Origin of the sequence: Pseudomonas fragi, assembly GCF_025426255.1 — a bacterium.
Taxonomy (GTDB): Bacteria; Pseudomonadota; Gammaproteobacteria; order Pseudomonadales; family Pseudomonadaceae; genus Aquipseudomonas; species Aquipseudomonas kulmbachensis.
On sequence record NZ_CP104861.1, the window covers coordinates 1,422,974 to 1,444,901 of the forward strand.

At 57.5% G+C, this 21,928-nt stretch carries 21 protein-coding genes; 10 read left to right on the forward strand and 11 right to left on the reverse strand.

The features are described from left to right. Position 1: 1 nt before the first annotated feature. The 6 genes from N7D90_RS06685 to N7D90_RS06710 form a co-directional block, all read right to left on the reverse strand. Positions 2–628, reverse strand: coding sequence for a response regulator transcription factor (locus N7D90_RS06685; protein WP_261741424.1), 627 nt, complete (start codon positions 626–628; stop codon positions 2–4). A gap of 355 nt (positions 629–983) precedes the next feature. Then, positions 984–2,315 (reverse strand): deoxyguanosinetriphosphate triphosphohydrolase, encoded by a 1,332-nt coding sequence (locus N7D90_RS06690; RefSeq protein WP_261741425.1) that lies wholly within the window; start codon positions 2,313–2,315, stop codon positions 984–986. Between the two features lie 171 nt (positions 2,316–2,486). Then, positions 2,487–2,825, reverse strand: a complete 339-nt coding sequence (locus tag N7D90_RS06695; RefSeq protein WP_261741426.1) for a hypothetical protein — start codon at positions 2,823–2,825, stop codon at positions 2,487–2,489. Further along, positions 2,822–3,196: a phage holin family protein gene (locus N7D90_RS06700; RefSeq protein WP_261741427.1), complete on the reverse strand. Its 375-nt coding sequence runs from the start codon at positions 3,194–3,196 to the stop codon at positions 2,822–2,824. Before N7D90_RS06700 ends, N7D90_RS06695 begins: the two co-directional genes overlap by 4 nt. Position 3,197: 1 nt before the next feature. Further along, positions 3,198–3,512: a YqjD family protein gene (locus N7D90_RS06705; protein ID WP_261741428.1), complete on the reverse strand. Its 315-nt coding sequence runs from the start codon at positions 3,510–3,512 to the stop codon at positions 3,198–3,200. Between the two features lie 143 nt (positions 3,513–3,655). Beyond that, complete coding sequence (locus N7D90_RS06710; RefSeq protein WP_261741429.1) at positions 3,656–5,389, reverse strand: cation:proton antiporter; 1,734 nt, start codon at positions 5,387–5,389, stop codon at positions 3,656–3,658. 209 nt (positions 5,390–5,598) lie between these two features. Here N7D90_RS06710 and N7D90_RS06715 point away from each other — a divergent pair, with 209 nt between their 5' ends. Together N7D90_RS06715 and N7D90_RS06720 are read left to right on the forward strand one after the other, a co-directional pair. After that, complete coding sequence (locus N7D90_RS06715; protein ID WP_261741430.1) at positions 5,599–5,835, forward strand: glutaredoxin family protein; 237 nt, start codon at positions 5,599–5,601, stop codon at positions 5,833–5,835. Positions 5,836–5,889: 54 nt separating this feature from the next. Next, positions 5,890–6,780 (forward strand): pseudouridine synthase, encoded by an 891-nt coding sequence (locus N7D90_RS06720; RefSeq protein ID WP_261741431.1) that lies wholly within the window; start codon positions 5,890–5,892, stop codon positions 6,778–6,780. Between the two features lie 49 nt (positions 6,781–6,829). Here N7D90_RS06720 and N7D90_RS06725 read toward each other — a convergent pair whose 3' ends face one another. Together N7D90_RS06725 and mobA are read right to left on the reverse strand one after the other, a co-directional pair. Then, the gene (locus N7D90_RS06725; protein WP_261741432.1) at positions 6,830–7,051 is read right to left on the reverse strand and encodes a YgdI/YgdR family lipoprotein; all 222 of its coding nucleotides are present in this window, start codon (positions 7,049–7,051) and stop codon (positions 6,830–6,832) included. Positions 7,052–7,156: 105 nt separating this feature from the next. Continuing rightward, entirely contained in the window at positions 7,157–7,726 is a 570-nt protein-coding gene (gene mobA, locus N7D90_RS06730) for a molybdenum cofactor guanylyltransferase MobA (RefSeq protein ID WP_261741433.1), read from the reverse strand. A gap of 78 nt (positions 7,727–7,804) precedes the next feature. Between mobA and moaB the strand changes: the two genes are divergently transcribed. Together moaB and glp are read left to right on the forward strand one after the other, a co-directional pair. Continuing rightward, a complete protein-coding gene (gene moaB / locus N7D90_RS06735) occupies positions 7,805–8,344 on the forward strand; it encodes a molybdenum cofactor biosynthesis protein B (protein WP_261741434.1) in 540 nt (179 codons plus the stop codon). Next, the gene (gene glp, locus N7D90_RS06740; protein WP_261741435.1) at positions 8,328–9,554 is read left to right on the forward strand and encodes a gephyrin-like molybdotransferase Glp; all 1,227 of its coding nucleotides are present in this window, start codon (positions 8,328–8,330) and stop codon (positions 9,552–9,554) included. The genes moaB and glp overlap by 17 nt, the downstream gene beginning before the upstream one ends. A gap of 163 nt (positions 9,555–9,717) precedes the next feature. On the opposite strand, the gene N7D90_RS06745 is transcribed toward glp, so the two are convergent. Continuing rightward, a complete protein-coding gene (locus N7D90_RS06745) occupies positions 9,718–11,163 on the reverse strand; it encodes a mannose-1-phosphate guanylyltransferase/mannose-6-phosphate isomerase (protein ID WP_261741436.1) in 1,446 nt (481 codons plus the stop codon). 158 nt (positions 11,164–11,321) lie between these two features. On the opposite strand from N7D90_RS06745, the gene yegS reads away from it, so the two are divergent. The 3 genes from yegS (at position 11,322) to N7D90_RS06760 (ending at position 14,125) form a co-directional block, all read left to right on the forward strand. Then, positions 11,322–12,215 carry a lipid kinase YegS gene (gene yegS / locus N7D90_RS06750; protein WP_261741437.1) on the forward strand — a complete coding sequence of 298 codons (894 nt, stop codon included), beginning with the start codon at positions 11,322–11,324 and terminating at the stop codon, positions 12,213–12,215. Positions 12,216–12,310: 95 nt separating this feature from the next. Continuing rightward, on the forward strand, positions 12,311–13,246 hold the full coding sequence (locus tag N7D90_RS06755; protein ID WP_261741438.1) for a chemotaxis protein CheV: 936 nt from the start codon (positions 12,311–12,313) through the stop codon (positions 13,244–13,246). Positions 13,247–13,318: 72 nt separating this feature from the next. Next, entirely contained in the window at positions 13,319–14,125 is an 807-nt protein-coding gene (locus N7D90_RS06760) for an MOSC domain-containing protein (RefSeq protein WP_261741439.1), read from the forward strand. A 146-nt stretch (positions 14,126–14,271) separates the two neighbouring features. Here N7D90_RS06760 and N7D90_RS06765 read toward each other — a convergent pair whose 3' ends face one another. Further along, positions 14,272–16,200 (reverse strand): transglycosylase SLT domain-containing protein, encoded by a 1,929-nt coding sequence (locus tag N7D90_RS06765; protein WP_261741440.1) that lies wholly within the window; start codon positions 16,198–16,200, stop codon positions 14,272–14,274. A gap of 215 nt (positions 16,201–16,415) precedes the next feature. On the opposite strand from N7D90_RS06765, the gene N7D90_RS06770 reads away from it, so the two are divergent. After that, positions 16,416–18,332: an ATP-binding cassette domain-containing protein gene (locus N7D90_RS06770; RefSeq protein ID WP_261741441.1), complete on the forward strand. Its 1,917-nt coding sequence runs from the start codon at positions 16,416–16,418 to the stop codon at positions 18,330–18,332. A 77-nt stretch (positions 18,333–18,409) separates the two neighbouring features. On the opposite strand, the gene N7D90_RS06775 is transcribed toward N7D90_RS06770, so the two are convergent. Further along, a complete protein-coding gene (locus N7D90_RS06775) occupies positions 18,410–18,850 on the reverse strand; it encodes a universal stress protein (RefSeq protein WP_019827477.1) in 441 nt (146 codons plus the stop codon). 103 nt (positions 18,851–18,953) lie between these two features. Here N7D90_RS06775 and N7D90_RS06780 point away from each other — a divergent pair, with 103 nt between their 5' ends. Together N7D90_RS06780 and fadB are read left to right on the forward strand one after the other, a co-directional pair. Further along, entirely contained in the window at positions 18,954–19,391 is a 438-nt protein-coding gene (locus tag N7D90_RS06780; protein ID WP_261741442.1) for a hypothetical protein, read from the forward strand. A 381-nt stretch (positions 19,392–19,772) separates the two neighbouring features. Next, positions 19,773–21,920, forward strand: coding sequence for a fatty acid oxidation complex subunit alpha FadB (fadB, locus tag N7D90_RS06785; protein WP_261741443.1), 2,148 nt, complete (start codon positions 19,773–19,775; stop codon positions 21,918–21,920). Positions 21,921–21,928 lie beyond the last annotated feature (8 nt).

Sequence of the window (21,928 nt, forward strand, 5' to 3'; positions counted from 1 at the left end):
CTCACACCAGGGCGTTACGTTTGGCCAGTTCAATAAGATCAACCAGTGAATTGGCTTTAAGTTTTTGCATAAGTCGCTTTTTGTAAGTGCTCACGGTTTTGTTGCTGAGAAACATTCCGGTGGCTATTTCCTTGTTTGTTTTTCCTTGTGCAAACAGCTTCAGGACCATGAGCTCTCGATCGTTGACTAGTTTGAATAGGTCGATTTCCGAGAGGTTATCGTCTTCGTTTTTTTCAGGAGTCAATGCCTGGCTGGGAAAGTAATTGTAGCCTGAGAATACAGCTTTTATTGCACTGACAAGTTCACTCAGTTCTTCTTGTTTGCACACAAATCCAGCAGCACCGGACTGCATGCAGCGCATGGCGAAAAGCGTCGGTGATTGAGCGGTCAGGACCAGGGTTTTCAGAGTGGAGTTCATGGAGCTGAAACGCGCCAATACTTCCAGGCCATCAAGTTTTGGAATGCTGATATCAAGAATTATCAGGTCGGGGACGCACTCGCGGACCATTTGCATTGCATCTACACCATTGTCGGTTTCCCCGACTATTTCATAACCTTCATGCTCTAACAACATACGAATGGCCAGCCGAATAACCGGATGGTCGTCGACAATAAAAACTGTGCTCATATTAATTCCCCATAAAATGCTTCATAGAAAGCGCGCACCTTAGCTCAGTTATAAGGATGGGGGCACGATTCGAGTCGCCTACAAACGTAGTATGGGAGTTTTCCTACGCCAAATAAGGCGTGAGCTCACGGAATGTTTGAAGTGTATAAATAGTTTAATTGCGGGGCTAGGCGGATGTTTAATGTGTAAGGCTATATGATTGTGTTGTTTTAGGTTATTTCCTACGCTGTGTTACTTGTTGTCTATATGGTGTTTTTTTTGTGTTGTTTGTGCGTTTCAATAAGTGTTTGCAGATAATTGGTGGGGCATGGCATTTGGTTGTGCCCACCCTTTTCACAAGGGCGGGCAACCGTTGTCAGGTGGGGCTGGAGCGGCCGGTCATTTCTCTGGCCATTTCAGTGGCGTAACCATCGGTCATGCCAGCGATAAAGTCGATGATGCGCATAAACGAACGATGCAATGGCCAGTGTGGATCGGGGGCGTTATTACCCAACAAATCGAGGATGCGGCGGTTCTTGAAGGAAGGCGCGCGTCCGCCATGCTGTTCCAGCGCTGCGCCGCAGAAGGCATTGAGCAGGATTTCGAGGGTGGTATAGGCGCCGATTTCGTGCAGGGTCTTGCGTTTGTCCTGGAAGATTTTCTTGCGCGCCATGTCTTTGGCATCCAGCACGCAGCGCTTTGCCGGGCCGTGCATATGCTCGACCAGATCCCCCGGCAATGTACCTGCCAGCAGCGCATCCTGCTGTTCGACAAAGGCCTGTGCCGCAGCGTTGGTCAGATGCTCAATGGCCTTGCCACGCAGGATCGCCAGCTTGCGGCGCTCTGAGTCCCTTGGGCCGAGCTGGCGATAGGTTTGTGGCAAGTCATCGCCCACCAGGTCCAAGAGCAGGGCTTCGACTTCCGCGTATTGCAGCAGATCCATCTCCAGACCATCTTCAAGATCGATCAACCCGTAACAGATGTCATCGGCTGCCTCCATCAAGTACACCAAGGGATGGCGCGCCCAACGCTGGTCTTCTATTTGTGGCAGCCCCAGCTTGTGGGCAATACCTTCGAGCAGGTGCAGCTCACTTTGATAGCAGCCGAACTTGTGCTTTTTATAGCCCAGCGAGTCGGCGTGGCGTGCTGTCCAGGGGTACTTGAGAAAGGTGCCCAGGGTTGCATGGGTCAGGCGGGTGCCGCCGTCGAACTGGTGGTACTCAAGCTGTGTCAGCACCCGAAACCCCTGGGCGTTGCCTTCAAAACTCAAGAAATCATTGCGCTCAGCGTCACTCATGTCATCCAGCCAGCCACGTTTGGCTGCTTGTTCAAACCAGTTGCGAATGGCGTCTTCCCCGGAGTGACCAAAGGGCGGGTTGCCAATGTCATGTGCCAGGCAGGCCGATTGCACCACCATGCCCAGATCGGCGGGGTCGCACCACTCAGGCAGGGCGCTGCGGATTGTTTCGCCCACGCGCATGCCCAGCGAGCGACCGACGCAGCTGACTTCGAGTGAGTGGGTGAGCCGGGTATGGATGTGATCGTTACTGTTGACCGGATGAACCTGGGTCTTGCGTCCCAGGCGGCGAAATGCGCCCGAAAAGATAATCCGGTCGTGGTCTTTGTGAAAAGGGCTGCGTCCGAGTTCTTCCGGGCTGTGGTGCGGTTTGCCGAGGCGTTCGCGATTAAGCAGGGTTTGCCAATCCAAGGCGCAGTGCTCCGTTAATGACTGATCACGCAGCTTATCGCTTCTGGGCAGTATTCTGTAGTCGCTGGCGAAGGCTGCGTTGGGCTACGCAGCAACCCCCGTCCTTGTCATTGCAACGAAGGTCCTACGGCCCCTGCCGCAGTCTGCGGCAGCGGCTACAGAGCATCAGCCTCAAGGCTTGCGCGTGGCCTGTATGACCATTTTGATCAGTGGCAACAGGCCGGTAGTCAGCCCAATCCAGCGAGAGGTGCCGTCAGTGCTTTTGCTTTTGGCGCCTCTACCGGTCAGAAAACCGAGCAGGGTGACAATCCCGACCCCCCACAAGGGAGCGTGCTTGATCCCCAGGGTTTCTTGCCAGTTACTGGTCATCCCGCGCATTTTTTGCAACGGTTGCAGCAGCTGTTGCGATTCATGACGAATCTCTTGGCGGTGCATTTCCATACGCAGGCGAATCAAGGTTTTGCGCAGTTCCTGGCGTGAGGCGTTTTTCGGCAATTCAGGCAGGCTCATGGCAGCAAACGCTCGCGGTCTTTGGCCAGCTCTTCGAGCGTGGCGTTGAAAGGAGAGGACTCGTCGAACACCGCCGCTTTAAGACGCAGCCCGCAGAAAACCGCGGCCAGCGTATAAAACAGACAAAGCCCGAGGATCCCGCTGATGCGGTAACTGTCCCAGAGCAGAATCATCACCAGCGCCGACAGCCCGATCAGCAGCAGTAACCCGAACACCAGTGCCAGCCCGGCAAATAACAACAGGCTGACAGTGCGCGCCTTTTGCTCTTGCAGTTCGATGCCCAGCAGTTCGACATGGCTGTGCAACAGACCTAGAAACGCGGCACCCAGGCGCCGCGGTGAGGAACGGGGGGAGCCGGATTCGTCTGTCATATCAGCGCCGAGTTGCCAGCAGACCAATCAAAAAACCTACGCCAGCTGCAATACCCACGGACTGCCAAGGGTTGGTCTGAACGTAATCTTCAGCAGCCACCACGGCAGCCTGGCCACGTTCTTGTAGAGACCCTTTGGTTTCTTCAATGGTTTCACGAGCTTTAAGCAGGCTTTCCTTGATCTGTGCGCGCAGCTCTTCAGCCTGATCACCGGCCAGGGAGGCGGAGTGCTCCAGCAGCCTTTCAGTGTCGAGCACCAGAGCCTGGAAATCGGCCATCAATATTTCTTGAGCATTCTTTGCTGTTTTGCGGGCCATGATTAACTCCGTTAGTGGCTTGATGATCGTTCGAGTGTAGGCCTTCGGTGAAGGTTCACTCGCTTCTCTGACATTACATGGGCTATCGGGATGCACATGCCAGAGAGGTTTATTTTGATACAGGGGTAAAACCTTACCTTAAATCATTCGTTTTCGCGGGAGGTTGCTGCATCACGCGAGTCAGTGCTTTCAAAGCAGCCTTCCAGCAAGTGATAGCGGTTATGACGCACTTCATCCACCCTGCGTTGCACGGTTTTTTCTGGCAGGCCAAGCATGACCAGTGCGTGGGAGGCGAGCATAAGGCTCGACTCCAGGAGTTCCGGCACCACTTCCGTGGCCCCGGCGGCTTTGAGGTCGGCGAGTTGGCTATCGTCGCGGGTTCTGACCAGGATCGGGACCTCGAGGGTTATCAGTCGAGCCTCCTTGAGCACGCTCATGGCCACCTCGGTATTGTCTACGGCAATCACCAGCAGTCGCGCGCGATCAAGGCCTACGGCTCGCAGTAAATCACCCCGCCGGGCGTCGCCGTAATGCACACTGCTGTGCGCTTTGGCTGCTTCCTGAATTCGATCAGGGTCGTAGTCCAGTGCGACAAAGTCCTTGTGCTCGCGGCTTAGAAAACGCCCGATGGACTGGCCTACTCGGCCATAACCGCACATCACCACGTGGTCGTGCAGCTCGGCACTTTGTGCGGTAATTTCCTCCAGTTCGGCTTCTTCGTAGGATTGGCGGTGCAAACGGGCTGCGATTTTTGGCGCGGCCCTTAGCAACAAAGGCGTCAGCAGCATTGAGCAGAAGGTGGCAGCCAGCAGGTAGGCGGCAAAATCGGGCGGGATCAGGGAGTTGAGTTGCATCTGCGCCATCAGTGCAAAACAGAATTCGCCGCCCTGGGCCAGCGCCAGACCACTGCGCCAGGCCGTTTCACCGTCGCTGCCGCGCAGTTTGACCAGTATTGCCACTACTGCGCCCTTGATCAGCATCAGGGCCACAGTCAGGCCCAAAATCAGGAGGCCGTGGTGGACGAAAAGTTGCAGGTCAATCAGCATGCCGATGCTGACAAAAAACAGGCCCAGCAAGATGTCCCGGAATGGCCTGATATCCGCTTCGATCTGGTGCCGGTAGTGGCTTTCACCCAGTAGCATCCCGGCAAGAAACGCGCCCAGTGCGGGTGACAGCCCGAGCAGATGGGTGAGCCATGCGGTAAGCAGTACGATCACCAGCGCCAACAATACGAACAGCTCGGCGGAGCGTGATGCGGCCACTTCGTGGAACAGGCGCGGCAGCAGAAAGCGGCTGGCAAACAGCAACCCGAAAAATAAAATTACCGTTTTACCCAAGGTAACTGGCAAGGCCCAATACCAGGCCTGATCGCTACTGCCTGCGAATACGGGCACCAGGGTGAGCAACAGCACCGCGACAACGTCTTGAAACAGCAACACGCCAATTGCGTTCTGGCCGTGGCGACTGAAAATTTCACCCAGGCTGGTGAGTTCTTTGCTGACGATTGCCGTGGACGAAAGCGCGAGCCCCGCACCGAGCAAAAACGCGCCGCTAAAGCTCATTCCAAACCCATACAACAGACCGCCCAGAGCAATTGCACAGCACAGCACTTGCAGGCTGCCGAGCCCAAACACTACCCGGCGCAGCTTGAGCATCTTGGGCAGAGAGAACTCCAGCCCGAGGGAAAACAGCAAAAACACCACCCCAAGTTCTGCCAGGTCGGGCAAGTCCGGGCTGTCGTTGATCCAGTCCAGTGCGGTAGGGCCAACTAACAGGCCGACACACAAATAACCCAGCACCGGCGGCAACTTCAGGCGCCGAAAGAGGGCAATAACCACCAGCGACGAGGCCAGAATGATGAGTAGATTGGCAAACACGAAGACTTCCCTGTCAGGTCGGGTAAAAAGGTCGCGAGCATCCGGCAATTGAGAAGGGCTGTCGCTGATGTGGGTCAAGCGTAGTCGCAAGGAGCGTAATAGAGCGATTGTATTGCAACATCAGTGAAGTGACTGGTGGTATCTGCTACGGGTCGACGTCGCCCGGCAAGGCTCCTAAGATGAACACTTTATTACTTAGGTCGTTATTTATGCCTCCCGAATGTCAATTGTTCGGCACCTTGGGCTGCCACCTGTGTGAGCTGGCCGAAGCGATTCTAATGCCTTTGGTTGAGCATGGGTTGATGGTCGAACTGGTCGATATCGCTGACAGCGACGCGCTGTTTGAAAGTTACGGTCTGCGTATACCCGTATTGCGTCGGGTAGACACGGGCCAGGAGTTGGACTGGCCTTTTGATGCTGAGCAAGTGGTGAACTTTCTCGGATAAACCCCGGGTCTTTGCGCGATAATCGCCGGCTGCATTTATCGTCCGAGTTCCTCTATGTCGCCCCAGCCTTTCAACGCCGCCGAGCATCAAGCCAGCACTTTGTATCTGCCGCCAGGCAGCTGGCTGACGGTGCTCGACTGTCTGTGTGAGCATTTTCGCGCCATCAGCCGCGACCAGTGGCTCGACCGTATTGCCCGTGGCCGGGTCCTGGACGCTAATGGCGCGCCGATCAGCCCACAGTTGGCCTATAAAGAAGGCCTGCGCATTCACTATTTTCGCGAAGTGCCCAACGAAACACCGATCCCGGTGCAAGAAACCATCCTGTATGCCGATGAGCATCTGGTTGTGGCCGACAAGCCGCACTTTCTGCCGGTGACCCCGGCGGGCGAGTATGTTGAGCAAACGCTGTTACGACGCTTGATCCGAACGCTGGATAACCCGCATCTGGTGCCGTTGCACCGGATCGACCGGCATACAGCGGGCCTGGTGCTGTTCTCGGCTAACCCGCAGAGTCGTTCGGCGTATCAGTCGTTATTTCCCACTCGAAAAATTGAAAAACGCTACGAAGCCATCGCTCGGGCCTTGCCTGATCTGGCACTGCCGCTGGTGCATAAAAGCCGCTTGGTCGAAGGTGAGCCGTTTTTCCGGATGCAAGAAGGGCAGGGCGTCAGCAATACCGAAACCTTGGTCGATCTCTGTGAGAAAAATGGTGATTTGTGGCGTTATGCGCTGTACCCGGTCACCGGGAAAAAACACCAGTTGCGGGTGCATATGGCGGCACTGGGGGCGGGAATCTGCAATGACCCGTTTTACCCCGAGGTACTCAAGGATGCTGTCGATGACTACGCCAACCCGCTAAAGCTGCTGGCCCAGAGCTTGCGCTTTGTCGACCCGCGGATGGGTGAAGAACGTTTTTTTGAAAGCCGGATTCAGCTGGACTGGTGAGCGGATCTCTGGATGTGTGGGAGCGAGCAAGCTCGCTCCCACAGCAGGTTTACAGCTCTTTGACGGTACGAATCTGGTCTTTATTGATACGGGTTTCTTTGCCGTCCAATTGTTTGAACTGGTAGAAGCCCGAAGCGTCATCGTATTTTGGCGCGTCGACTGTCTGGATTTCACGGCCGTCGTTAAGCGTGATCACTGAAGGCGAAGAGCAGCCGGCAAGGGCAGCCAGGCCAGCAGCGAGCATAAGGGCGGCGAGAGTCCGGTTAGTCATGGTGTATCTCCAACAAGTGAATGTGCTGTTATGGATTAACTGTCCCTGAGACGTATACATCGTCTGCAAGTTCCATTGCTAGTGTCGCGCGGACACCTGCGCGGATTATTTCAGGAAGTCCGCCGTATTGAAATTAGTCAGTCGAGAGTCATTGTCCGCGCATTGCCAGGCCCGAGCATTGAGCTGCAGCATGATTTTGCGTGGACTGCGTTCGCCCCTCGCCCATGCAGCTTCGAAGGCGGGTGCCAGTGCAGTCGGGATCACGCACAGCAGCGGCTCCCACTGTTCGCCGTGACGCACCATCAACGGTTGATCGGGGTGTTCGCCAGCCGCGCCAAGCAGTGCGCCGAGCAAGTCGCTGTCCATGTTGGGTACATCACACGGCAACACCAGCAAGTGTGAATGCTTGGCCGCGGCCAGACCCACTCGGATCCCCGCCAGAGGGCCGTCAAAATCTTCATTGCCATCACTGACTAACTGGTCGGCATATTCTGCGTACCGGTCGTGGTTGCGATTGCACGAAATGATCAGATCATCGGTCAGCGGGCGAGCAATGCGCTGTACGAACTCGATCAATGGTTTGCCCTGCCACGTCACCAGGCCTTTGTCCTGACCGCCCATACGCTGGCCGCGTCCGCCTGCCAGCAGCAAAATGGAGCATTGAAACTGGTGCATAAAGGACTCCGCGCAACCAGCAAAAAGAAGGGCTGTGATATAACACCGGGCTGTTTCTCCTACAACTGGACCTCGTCTATGAAAGCCAAGGTTGATGCACCTTTCGTACCTTTAAATATCGCCGTTCTGACCGTCAGTGATACCCGGACTCTCGAAACCGATACTTCTGGCCAGGTCTTTGTCGACCGCCTGAGTGATGCCGGGCACAACCTGGCTGCTCGGGTGCTGCTCAAGGATGACCTGTATAAAATCCGTGCCCAGGTCGCGACCTGGATTGCCGAGGATGAGGTGCAAGTGGTGCTGATCACTGGCGGCACAGGGTTTACTGCACGCGACAGCACGCCTGAAGCCGTGAGTTGCCTGCTGGATAAACAGGTTGATGGCTTTGGCGAGTTGTTCCGTCAAATTTCGCTGGCTGACATTGGTACGTCGACCGTGCAGTCCAGGGCCTTGGCCGGTTTGGCCAACGGTACGCTGGTGTGCTGCCTGCCGGGTTCGACCAACGCGGTACGCACCGGTTGGGACGCAATTTTGGCCGAGCAACTGGACTCACGCCATAGCCCTTGTAACTTCGTCGCCCACTTGAAGCAGGCACCGGCCTGTGAAACCCGTGGGTAAGCCAGGCCGTACGGGCGAGCTGATGCCCGTCGAAGTGGCTTTGGCGCGCTTGCTGGCGTTGGCCGAAGCTGCGCCGATCCGCGATACCGAGTCGGTGCTGCTGGCAGCCAGTGCTGGCCGGGTGTTGGCCCATGACCTGATTTCAAGCCTTGATCTGCCACCGTGGCCTAACAGTGCGATGGACGGTTATGCGCTGAATGTGGCCGATTGGTCGGGTGAGCCGCTAGCGGTCAGCCAGCGTATTTTTGCGGGCGCGGCGCCAGAGCCCTTGGCTCCCGGGACGTGTGCGCGGATCTTTACCGGCGCGCCTGTGCCTGAGGGGGCGGACTGCGTCGAAATGCAGGAAAACGCCCAGGTGCAGGCTGACGGTCGTGTGGCCTTTACTCAAGCCTTGCATGCCGGTCAGAACATTCGCCCACAAGGGCAAGAAACCACCATTGGCGAAGTAGTCCTGTCGGCAGGCACCCGTTTGGGGCCGGTTGAACAGGGGCTGGCCGCTTCCCTGGGTTGCGCCACGCTGCAAGTGATTCGTCGGGTCAAAGTTGCCGTGTTGTCGACGGGTGATGAGTTGGTTGAGCCGGGTCAGCCATTGGGCCCTGGGCAAATCTACAACAGCAACCGCGTATTGCTCTGCAGTTGGCTGACGCGATTGGGGTGTGAAGTGGTCGATGCGGGGATTTTGCCCGATGACTTGCCTGCGACCCGTCAGCGCTTGGGTGAGCTGAGTGCGGTTGACCTGATTTTGTCTACCGGCGGGGTGTCGGTGGGCGAGGCCGATTATTTGGGCGTTGCTCTGCGCGAAGAAGGCGAGCTGGCCTTGTGGAAACTGGCAATCAAACCGGGAAAACCCCTGACCTGTGGGCATTTCCGCGGCGTGCCGGTGATTGGTTTGCCGGGCAATCCGGCCTCGACCCTGGTTACTTTCGCGATGCTTGCACGACCTTACCTGCTGCGCCGTCAGGGCGTGCAAGCGGTCGAACCGCTGAAGTTCCAGGTGCCAGCCGGTTTTGTATGGCCCAAGCCGGGCAATCGCCGCGAGTACTTGCGCGGTCGCTTGGAGCAAGGGCGTGCGCTGATCTACAAGAACCAGAGTTCGGGCGTGTTACGCAGCGCGGCCTGGGCCGACGGGCTGGTGGAAGTGCTCGAAGAGCGCACCCTGGTTGAAGGCGACTGGGTGGGCTTTATCCCGTTGAGTGAAGTGCTGGGTTGACGCCTTGTGGGGCGGAGAACTTGTAGCAGCTGCCGTAGGAACGAGGCTGCGTTCGGCGACGTAGTCGTCGCGAAATCAGGCACTGCGGTGTGCCAGTAAAACCCAGCTCTCAGAGTTTACGACGACTACGTCGCCGAACGCAGCCTCGTTCCTATGGCAGCTGCTACGAAATCGGCGCGCGCCCATACCTGTCGCTCAAACGCACGATATCGTCTTCGCCCACGTACTCGCCGCTTTGCACTTCGATCATCACCAGATCAACCGCCCCGCAGTTGCTCAGGCGATGAGGGCTGCCGGGTTTGATAAAGGTGGACTCGTTGGTATCGAGGACAAAATCGAGGTCGCCGTTGGTCACCTGCGCCCTGCCGCTGACCACGATCCAGTGTTCGCTGCGGTGCTGGTGCGTTTGCAAGGACAGCGCGGCCAGAGGTTTGACCACGATGCGCTTGATCTTGAACCCCGGGCCTTCTTCCAGCACGGTGTAAGTCCCCCACGGGCGGGTCACGGTGCGGTGCAGGCGATAAGCATCGTGGCCCTGAAGCTTGAGCGCCTGGGCAATATATTTAACGTCCTGGCTGCGCTTGGCATCGGCGACGAGCAGCGCATCCGGTGTGTCGACAATGATCAGGTCATGCAGGCCCACCCCGCCCACCAGACGCTTGGGTGAATCGATGTAGCAGTTATGCACGTCGTGCAGCACGTGTTCGCCATTGCACTGGTTGCCATTGGCGTCTGCCGGGCTCAGTTCGCGTACCGCCTGCCAGGAGCCGATATCGCTCCAGCCCAGTTGGCAGGGCACCACGGCCACTTTTTGTGAATGCTCCATCAGTGCGTAGTCGATAGAGATATCGGGCACCAGGGCGAAGCTCGGGCTATCCAGTTCGAGGTGGCGCTGCTGTTGGCCCTGGAACACCTGGCTGTGTTCCAGGCAATGGATCACTGCGGCCAGTACCTCAGGCGCGTGGGTCTTGAATTCGCGCAGCACGCTGTCGACGCGCATGCAGAACATGCCGCTGTTCCACAGATGCAGGCCGCCATCGAGGTAGTCCTGGGCCGTCCGGGTGTCAGGTTTTTCAACAAACTGCGCCACTTCAAAGCCGCCACTGCTCAGCGCCGGGCCTTTCTCGAGATAGCCGAAACCGGTTTCGGCTCGGGTTGGCAAAATGCCGAATGTTACCAGCCAGCCCCGGTCAGCCAATTGCCGGGCACTGTCGACCGCCTGACCGAAGGCCGCGATGTCGGTGATCAGATGGTCGGCGGGCAGCACCAGCAGTTGTGCATCGCCACCGTAGCGTTGCGCCACCTGCAGGGCGGCGGCGGCAATCGCCGGGGCAGTGTTGCGGCCGAAAGGCTCAAGGATAAAATCCAGCTCGACGCCGCAGGCATTCAGTGGGCGGTAATCGTCGAGCGTGCGGAAAAAGACGTCGCGATTGGTCACAGTCAATAATTGGCCGACATCAGGTAGGCCGATTGCACGACTGAAGGTCTTTTGCAGCAGGCTCTGGCCGTCTGGCAGGCACATAAAGGGCTTGGGCATGGCTTCACGCGACACTGGCCACAGCCGGGTGCCAGCGCCACCGGCGATGATGCAGGGAACCAGTGTGCTCATTCAGAACGCCTCTAGAATCATTGAATTGCTGTCAGACGTTGAAGTCTGACGGGTTCTGCGGCTTTGATCGACCTGTGGTTGTTAAATCATGACGGTATGGGTCTTTCTGCTCTGGCTGTTGTCCAAGCATTCAGGCCGTTTATGACGAGGGATGGAGCATGAGTTCAGGTAAGGCGTTTTTGATTTTGCATGGCAAGCAAGCCCTTAACGAAGAGGTGCGGGCGGCCGTTGAGCATCAGCGTGCGGCAGGCTGGGAGTTGGCAGTACGCCTGACATGGGAGGCCGGGGATGCACAGCGTCTGGTGCGCGAAGCGCTGGATGCTGGCTACACCCATCTGATCGCTGGCGGCGGTGATGGCACCTTGCGCGATATTTGTGAGGCCATGGCGCTGGCCGATACCGAAGCCAGTCTGGGGCTGTTGCCGCTGGGCACTGCCAATGATTTTGCGCGAGCGGCAGGTGTATCGCTGGAGCCCCACGAAGCCCTGGCCTTGCTCGATACGCCTGCCCGGGCGATTGACCTGGGGGAGGTCGGTGGTCAGTTGTTTTTGAACATGGCCACCGGAGGCTTTGGTAGCCAGGTGACGGCGAATACGTCCGAAGACTTGAAAAAAGTCCTGGGCGGCGCGGCCTATCTGTTTACCGGCCTGTCGCGCTTCAGTGAGCTGCACGCGGCGTACGCCGAGTTGCAGGGCCCCGATTTTCACTGGAAAGGCGAGCTGCTGGCGCTGGGAATCGGCAACGGTCGCCAGGCGGGAGGCGGGCAAGCGTTGTGCCCTGAAGCCCTGGTCGATGATGGCTTGCTGGACATCAGTATCTTGCCTGCGCCCCAGGAAATCGTAGGCACCCTGAAGAGTCTGATGGCAGAGGGTTGGGGGCTGGATAATCTGTTTGTTCGGGCGCGCCTGCCCTGGATTGAAATCAAGGCTGCCGAGGGTCTTTCAATGAATCTCGATGGCGAGCCGCTTGAGGGTGACGCCATGCGCTTTACGGTGCGCAAGGGCGCCTTGAAGGTTCATTTGCCGGTGGGGTCGCCATTGCTGGGCCAGTGAAGCGTTGCGGGATAGTTGGTGGCTATCCGATATCAAGGTTGCGGGAATTCGGCCGATAAGGTTGGTCATCAAGTTCCTACGCTCAGGAGTTACTCATGGCCGGCATCCTCGACACGGTAGACCAGCGCACTCAGTTGGTCGGTGCAAACCGACTGGAACTTCTCATGTTCCGCCTGGCAGGTCGGCAGCTATTCGCGATCAACGTATTCAAGGTGCAGGAGGTTCTGCAACTGCCGAAACTGACCCTGATGCCACACCGCCATCCCCATGTCTGTGGCGTGGTCAATTTGCGCGGCAAAACCCTGCCAGTGATCGACCTGTCCCGGGCTATTGGCATGCGTGCTCTGGTGCCAGGCCCAGACAGCACCATCATCGTGACCGAGTACAACCGTTCGGTGCAGGCCTTCCTGGTGGGCGGGGTCGACCGCATTGTCAATATGAACTGGGAGGCCATCCTGCCACCGCCCACCAGTGCCGGGCGCCAGCATTACCTGACCGCTATCAGCAATGTTGATGACCAATTGGTCGAGATCATTGATGTGGAGAAAGTCCTGGCTGAAATCGTGCCGTACAACGCCAAGGTGTCGCGGGAGAAGCTTGCTGATCCGATCTTTGAGCAGGTGCGGGGGCGTGAAGTGCTGCTGGTCGACGACTCCAGCGTGGCCTTGGCGCAACTGCGCGAAACGCTCTCGCAACTGGGGATCAAAATGCACATCGCCAGCGATGGTCTTAAAGCATTGAACATGCTCAAGGGCTGGGCCGACACCGGTCAGGTCATGACCGACAAGCTGCTGATGATATTTACCGATGCCGAAATGCCGGAAATGGATGGCTATCGGTTGACCACTGAAATTCGCAACGATCCGCGTTTGCGCAGCCTGTATGTGGTGCTGCATACCTCGCTGTCTGGCAGCTTCAACGAATCAATGGTGAAAAAGGTCGGTTGCGACAATTTCCTGTCCAAATTCCAGCCGGACAAACTGGTGGATGTTGTGCGTCAGCGCCTGATGCTGGACCAAGTGCCTGCGTGAAGCTGCGTATCTTTGCATTGGTGATTGGCTCGTATATTGTGGCCTTTTTTTACCCTGCAGGGAGCATGCGTCATGCTGCGTCTAAGCGCGCTTTATCGTTTTCCACTGAAATCCGGCAAGGGTGAAAGCCTGCCTCAGGCCCGGCTGGACAAGTTGGGGCTGGTCGGTGATCGACGCTGGATGCTGGTGGATGAAGCAAGCGGGCGTTTTCTTACCCAGCGTGCCGATCCAAAAATGAGCCAGCTGTCCGCGCTCTGGAATGCGGCAGGCGGTTTGACCTTGAATGCTCAGGGGTTTGAGGCGCTGGATGTGGCAGTGCCTGAGGTGGATACCGATCTGCGGGGCGTGACCATCTGGCGTGACACCTTGCGTGTGCCGGATGCGGGGGATGCCGCTGCCGACTGGCTAAGCCGCTTTGTGGAAAAACCGGTGCGGCTGGTGCACGTGCCACTGGAGCGGGCACGCACCACTCAGGCGGGCTATGGCCGTGATGATGACAAGGTCGCGTTTGCCGATGGCTACCCGCTGTTGCTGATTGGTCAGGCGTCTCTGGATGACATTTCACACAAGGTCGGACGACCTTTGGACATGCTGCGCTTTCGGCCCAACCTGGTGATTGAAGGCAGCGAGGCCTTTGCCGAAGACGGCTGGAAGCGCATCCGTATCGGTGATGTCGAGTTTCGCCTGGTCAAGTCCTGCTCGCGTTGCATCCTGACCACCGTCGATCCGCAAACCGGTGTCCGTGATGAGCAGCGTGAACCGCTGGCGACCCTGATGACCTATCGCAAGCAGGAAGAGGGCACCATGTTCGGTCAGAACCTGGTGAACGACAGCAATGGCGTGCTGGAAGTCGGGATGCCTGTAACGATTCTGGAATAACGCTACCTACCCCTGTGGGAGCGGGCTTGCTCGCGATTCAAGCGACGCGGTCTCTCATGCAGTCTGCATTGAGGCCATCGCGGGCAAGCCCGGCTCCCACAGGATTTGATTCCCCGCACACCTTCCGGTGTGCGGGTGGGCATCAGTTACTGATCATCAAAATACCGCTCATGCCAGTCCACCACGGGCTGTGGTGCGTTGAGTTTTTGGCCGTAGATCACCGAATAAGACAGCACGTTCTGCACGTACTGGCGTGTTTCGTCGAACGGGATACTTTCGATCCATACGTCGAACCCCAGATGGTTGGCACCTTTGAGCCATTGACGCACGCGTCCCGGCCCGGCGTTGTAGGCCGCTGAGGCCAGCACCCGGTTGCCATTGAACTGGCCATGTACCTGGCTCAGATAAGCCGCGCCCAACTGGATATTCTTGTCCGGGTTCAGCACCTGCTGCGGTGATGCCAGCGGGATATTGAATTTTCGTGCAGTCTCTTTGGCGGTGGCTGGCATCAATTGCATCAGACCACTGGCACCCACGCCGGAGCGGGCGTCATCCATAAAGGCGCTTTCCTGGCGGGTAATGGCGAATACCCAGCTGGAATGCAGGCCGCGGAGCTTGGCTTCACGCACCAGCGTGTCGCGGTGGGCCATCGGGAAGCGAATGTCCAGATCATCCCAGTACTGGGCCTGACTGATGGTTCGGATAGCCGGAAAATACCACTTCAGGTCATAGGCAAGCTTGGCTTGGGCGACCATCTCGTCGCGGTTGAACAGGCGGCTGACGTAGTACCACTCACGGCGACCATCGACGATTTGCCCGCGATCATGAAACTCCAGTGCGCGCTGCACACCTGCAGTGTTGCGTACTTTTTTGATCAGTTGCGGGCTGAGCATCAGTGGCTTGTTATTGAGCTGGTAAGGCGTTTGCGCCCGATCAGCGGCCAGGAAGCCATAGAAGTCGCGCTCGTTGGATACTTTTTTAAACAGCGCCAGTGCTTGTGGGTTCTTCGGTTCGGCCAGTTCAAGGCTGCGCGCTTGCCAGTAACGCCAGCGGCTGGTGGTTGCCAGATCTTGCGGAAGTTTGCGGGTCAACTGGTAAGCGTCTTCCCAGCGACCCAGGCGCAGCAGCAGGCGCAGGCGCCATTCGGTGACGGTGTTGTCACGCAACTCCGGGTCATACTTGGTCATGATGTCCAGCCCGCGACTGTCGTAGCGGCGGGCGAACGTCAGGCCGATTTCCCGGGCGATGGCGACTTTTTCGTCGCGCGAGAAATGCATATTGGTGGCGTAGGTGTCGAGCAGGGCTGCGGCTTTTTCCGGATCCTGGCGGGCCAGGCGGCGCAGGCCCAGGCCTACGGCGTCAGACATTGCCTCGCTGGCTGGGGCAAAGCGCGATGGCTGGCTCAGCATGTCGGGCTTTTGCGCCACATCAATCATCAGTCTGGCCTGTGGGCCCAGGGTATTGAGGCCATTGGCCAATGATGTCGCCAGGGCGTAATTGCGCGCCTCGGCAGCGAGCTTGACCCGCTGCCAGCGTTTTTTCTCGGTCAACTGACCTTCGGCGGCCCACTGGCTGAACAGCGCGTCGCAGGCTGCGGGCTGCGCTTTACCGACCAGCCACAGTTTTTCGGCGTTGGCATACCCTTCGGCCTTGCGGTTGTGTTGCAACTCATACTGGCCATTGAGGCAGTCCAGTTCGGTGAAATTCAGCTTGGGGTCGTAATACTTTTCGAAAGTAGCCCAGTCGCCACGGTCTGCCAGCCAGCGTAACCAGCGCAGTTTCATCCAGTTGGCTTGCGGCAGGTCGCCGTGTTCAGCCAAAAACTGCTCGATTTCGGTGTTGCTGGCTGACTTCAGGCGTGCGGTCAGCTCGTCATAGGCCAGGTAGGGTGTCAGCGGGTAAGTGCGCAGGGCTGAAGCATTCTGAAAATAAGGGCCGGAATCGCCTTTGGCCAGTGCGAGCTTGGCTTGGTCGTAGAGTTGGCGTTGTTGAGTCAGGTCTGCGCCGTGGGCGGCTTGCACGGCACAGCTAGTGAGAAGCAGGCAGGATAAAAAGTTGAAGAGACGACTGCGCATGAGGCTTCCGTACAGATAAAAAACGTGACGAGTGCGGGGCGGGCCAGCACTGATTGTTACGTAGCTTAGCCTTTTGCCAGCGGCGCGTGAAAGCCTTGCAGGCCAACGGGTGCAACTTGGCACTAAATGAAGGGAAGAGGGCACCGTACAAGAAATACCCGGCCGCCCAAGGGTACAAATCAGGTAGAATGCGCGCCCAGTTTTTGGAGAAGCTCATGACCCTGCTCAAATTCAGCGATGTGTCCCTTGCTTTCGGCTCTATGCCGTTGTTGGACAAGGTGTCCTGGCAGATCGCCCGTGGAGAGCGGGTGTGCATCATCGGCCGCAACGGTACCGGCAAGTCCAGCATGATGAAGCTGGTTAAAGGTGATCAAAAACCCGATGACGGCTCTGTTTGGCGCGCGCCCGGTCTCAAGATTGGCGAATTGCCGCAAGAGTTGCCGGTAGCCGACGAGCGGACCGTGTTCGACGTTGTGGCCCAAGGTCTGGACGGTGTTGGCGAGTTGCTGGCCCAGTACCATCACCTCAGCCAGAACATCGTCACCGATGCTGACCTGGACAAGCTGATGCACGTCCAGCAAGACCTCGAAGCCCGTGATGGCTGGCGCTTGCAGCAATTGGTCGACAGCACCTTGAGCCGTCTGCAGTTGCCGGCTGATAAAACCCTTGCCGAATTGTCTGGCGGCTGGCGTCGTCGCGTTCTGTTGGCACAAGCACTGGTTTCCGAACCGGATCTGCTGCTGCTCGACGAACCGACCAACCACCTGGACATCGGTGCAATCGCCTGGCTCGAAGAGGCCTTGATGGGCTTCCAGGGCGCGGTTCTGTTTATTACCCACGACCGTTCATTCCTGCAAAATCTGGCTACCCGGATTCTGGAACTGGACCGTGGCGGCCTGATCGACTGGAACGGCGACTACGCCAGCTTCCTGGTCCACAAGGAAGCCACACTGGCCGCGGAAGAAACCGCAAACGCGCTGTTCGACAAGCGTCTGGCCCAGGAAGAAGTCTGGATCCGCCAAGGCATCAAGGCTCGTCGCACCCGTAACGAAGGCCGCGTACGCGCCCTGAAGGAACTGCGTGTAGAGCGCAGCGAGCGTCGCGAGCGTACCGGTAAAGCCAACATCCAGCTGGACACGGCCGACAAGTCCGGCAAGCAAGTAATGGTGCTGGAAAACGTCAGCTTTGCTCACCCGGGTGGTCCGTTCCTGCTCAAGGACTTCTCGATGGTGCTTCAGCGCGGCGACCGTATTGGTCTGCTGGGTGCCAACGGTACGGGCAAAACCACACTGCTCAAGCTGATGCTGGGCGGCCTGGTGCCAACCGAAGGTACAGTTGAAGAGGGTACGCGCATCGACGTGGCTTACTTCGATCAGCTGCGTCATCAACTGGATCTGGAAAAAACCGTGATCGATAACGTGGCCGAAGGCCGCGACTTTATCGATATCGACGGCCAAAGCCGCCACGTGCTCAGCTACCTGGGCGACTTCCTGTTCAGCCCTCAGCGTGCCCGCACGCCGGTCAAGGCGCTGTCGGGTGGTGAGCGTGCCCGCCTGTTGCTGGCCAAATTGTTCAGCAAGCCAGCTAACCTGCTGGTGCTCGATGAGCCAACCAACGACCTGGACGTTGAAACCCTGGAGCTGCTCGAAGAGGTCCTGCTGACCTTCAAGGGCACTGTGCTGATGGTCAGTCACGACCGGGCATTCCTCGACAACGTGGTTACCAGCACTCTGGTATTCCAGGGCGAAGGCAAGGTTCGTGAATACGTGGGTGGTTATCAGGACTGGCTGCGTCAGGGCGGTTCACCGCGCCTGCTGGGCGTAACCGAGAGCAAGTCCGGCAAGGCCGACCTGAACTCGGCCGTGGTCGAGGCTGCACCGGCTCCTGTGGCGGCTCAGGCTGCTCCTGCGGCGAAAAAGAAACTCAGCTACAAGCTGCAGCGTGAGCTGGAAGCTTTGCCGGCTGATATCGACGCCAAAGAACAGGCGATTGCTGCTGTTGAAGCAGAAATGGCCGACGCTGGTTTCTATCAGCTGCCTGCTGCTAAAACCGCTGAAGTGATCGCCAAGCTTGAAAAGCTGCAAGGCGAGCTTGAGCAGCTGGTTGAGCGCTGGGCTGAGCTGGATGCCTGATTGACCCTGTGCTGAATTGAAAAAGCCCGGCCCTTTAACAAGGTGCCGGGCTTTTTTGTTGTTACATGCAGATAAACTTAATCAGGTTTTTTCAGGCTGACAGCCAGCACGTCGCACGGAGCACCGTGCAGTACGTCGTTGGCGGTAGAGCCCAGCAGCAGGGCAAGGCCGTGACGGCCGTGGCTGCCGACCACGATCAGGTCGCATTTTTGCGCTTTGGCCAAGGCGTGGATTTCCTGACGCGGCTGGCCGTAGTTAAGGTGGCAGTAATCCTTGTGCAACTGCGGGTACTTGGCGATCAGCCGCTCAAGGCGTTCCTTGGCCTGATCGAACTGTTGTTGTTGCAGTTGCGAGAGATCCATTGGCACGTCGCCGCCAAACGCCATCGCCATCGGTTCTACGATGTGTATCAGCGACAGTTTGGCGCCGTTGGCCTTGGCGCTTTCGCTGGCGCGGTTGATCACGGGGTCGCATTCGTCGGTCAGGTCGACAGCGACCAAAATATGTTCGTAGGGCATGTGGGGTGCTCCTGTAAATGGCGATCAGTTATGAGTATGGCCCTTTTCCAGAGCCTTGGTTCAAGTCCGGGTCACTCGTTTATCAAGTTATGAGAGTACAGATATGACGGTATGGATAGTGGTGTCAATCCTGGCACTGGTTCTCAGCCCTTTGGCCTGGTTGCGGCCTTCCCGGGGGCAAAGCGGGCGGATGGATTTGCGCATGGAGGCACGGCGCATTGGTTTGTCCATGCAGCTGGCGCCTCAGGAGTGGCCGCATTGGCTTGAGCCGCAGCCGCCCGGTTCTTGCGCGCAGTATCACCGCCCGCGCCGCAGTACTAAGCCTGATGTTTGGTGCTATTGGCAATCGGCACCGGGAAAATGGCTCAATCGCTGGCAAGAAGAATGTGAGGATGAGCGCTTGCTGGAGCAGTTCAAAAAGCTTCCGGCCAACGTCTATAAAGTTGAGGCCGATGGGCAAATGATCGTGCTGGTATGGGGCGAGAAGGGCGAGGCGCAAGTGCTGAAGGCGATTGATGAAGTGCTTAAGGCGCTGGCATGAGCACCTGCACACCCTGTGTGGGAGCTAGTCTGCTCGCGATGCAGGCGGTGCGGTCTATCAGTTACACCGAGGTGATGCGATCGCGAGCAGGCTCGCATCCCACAGGCGAAATGTGTTTTTGAACTGACTACCGGGTCGTTTTGTCATCATTGTTTTGGACAATTGACAATCGATCGCTTTTCCGTGAAGGTGTCGACACCCAAATCAAACGGGCGTATGAATTGAGTGTTTGTCATGTCAGACGACTCTCATTCAACCCCGATTATCGCGTTGGCGGGTGTGTCTGGCGTATTGGCATCAACCTTGACGCAAAGGTCAATGACAGCCAGACGCAGGCGTGCGACGTGTACTGTTCAGCTTCCATATCCTGGAGATCAGTTGATGATTTACGAAGGTAAAGCCATCACGGTTACGGCTCTTGAAAGTGGCATCGTCGAACTGAAGTTCGACCTCAAGGGTGAGTCCGTCAACAAGTTCAACCGTCTAACCCTGAACGAATTGCGTCAGGCGGTAGATGCGATCAAGGCAGATGCTTCGGTCAAGGGCGTCATCGTTTCCAGCGGTAAAGACGTGTTTATCGTCGGCGCCGACATCACCGAATTCGTCGAAAACTTCAAATTGCCGGATGCCGAGCTGATCGCTGGCAACCTGGAAGCCAACAAGATCTTCAGTGATTTCGAAGACCTCAATGTGCCTACCGTCGCGGCCATCAATGGCATCGCGTTGGGCGGCGGTCTGGAAATGTGTCTGGCTGCTGACTTCCGGGTCATGGCTGATAGCGCAAAAATCGGCCTGCCGGAAGTCAAGCTGGGCATCTACCCAGGCTTTGGCGGCACCGTGCGCCTGCCGCGTCTGATCGGCGTTGATAACGCGGTTGAGTGGATTGCCTCGGGCAAAGAAAACCGCGCCGAAGATGCTCTGAAAGTCAGCGCCGTCGATGCTGTGGTGACTGCTGACAAGCTGGGCGCTGCCGCGCTGGACCTGATCAAGCGTGCCATCAGTGGCGAGCTGGACTACAAGGCCAAGCGCCAGCCGAAGCTGGAAAAGCTCAAGCTCAACGCAATCGAACAAATGATGGCTTTCGAAACCGCCAAAGGTTTTGTAGCTGGTCAGGCGGGTCCAAACTACCCGGCACCGGTCGAAGCAATCAAGACTATCCAGAAAGCCGCGAACTTCGGTCGTGACAAGGCGCTGGAAGTGGAAGCCGCAGGTTTTGCCAAACTGGCCAAGACCTCAGCTTCGCAATGTTTGATCGGCTTGTTCCTGAACGATCAGGAACTGAAGAAAAAAGCAAAAATCTACGACAAGATCGCCAAAGACGTGAAGCAGGCTGCCGTTCTGGGCGCTGGCATCATGGGGGGCGGTATTGCCTATCAGTCGGCTTCCAAAGGTACGCCGATCCTGATGAAAGACATCAACGAGCACGGCATCGAGCAAGGGCTGGCTGAAGCCGCCAAGCTGCTGGTAGGTCGCGTTGACAAGGGTCGCATGACCCCAGCGAAAATGGCCGAAGTGCTGAATGGCATTCGTCCTACGCTGTCTTATGGCGATTTCGGCAACGTCGACCTGGTGGTCGAAGCGGTAGTCGAGAACCCGAAGGTCAAGCAAGCCGTACTGGCGGAAGTGGAAAATCACGTTCGCGAAGACGCCATTCTGGCTTCCAACACCTCGACCATTTCCATCAGCCTGTTGGCCAAAGCCCTCAAGCGTCCGGAAAACTTCGTCGGCATGCACTTCTTTAACCCGGTGCACATGATGCCCCTGGTGGAAGTGATCCGCGGTGAGAAGTCCAGCGATCTGGCTGTAGCAACCACCGTTGCCTACGCCAAGAAAATGGGTAAAAACCCGATCGTAGTTAACGACTGCCCGGGCTTCTTGGTCAACCGTGTGCTGTTCCCGTACTTCGGCGGTTTTGCCAAGCTGGTCAGCGCCGGTGTCGACTTCGTGCGCATCGACAAGGTCATGGAAAAATTCGGCTGGCCAATGGGCCCGGCGTACCTGATGGACGTGGTCGGTATCGACACCGGCCACCACGGTCGTGACGTGATGGCTGAAGGCTTCCCGGACCGTATGAAAGACGACCGTCGTTCGGCGATTGACGCTCTGTACGAGGCCAAGCGCCTGGGTCAGAAGAACGGCAAGGGCTTCTACGCCTACGAAGAAGACAAACGCGGCAAGCAGAAGAAAGTGGTTGATTCGAGCGTGCTTGAAGTACTCAAGCCGATCGTTTACGAGCAGCGCGACGTGAGCGACGAAGACATCATCAACTGGATGATGATCCCGTTGTGCCTGGAAACCGTGCGTTGCCTGGAAGACGGTATCGTTGAAACTGCAGCCGAGGCCGACATGGGCCTGGTGTACGGTATTGGCTTCCCGCTGTTCCGTGGCGGCGCTCTGCGCTACATCGACTCGATCGGTGTTGCAGAGTTTGTAGCACTGGCTGATCAGTACGCTGAACTGGGCGCGCTGTACCACCCGACGGCGAAGCTGCGTGAGATGGCCAAAAACGGCCAGAGCTTCTTCGGTTAAGCGCCCCA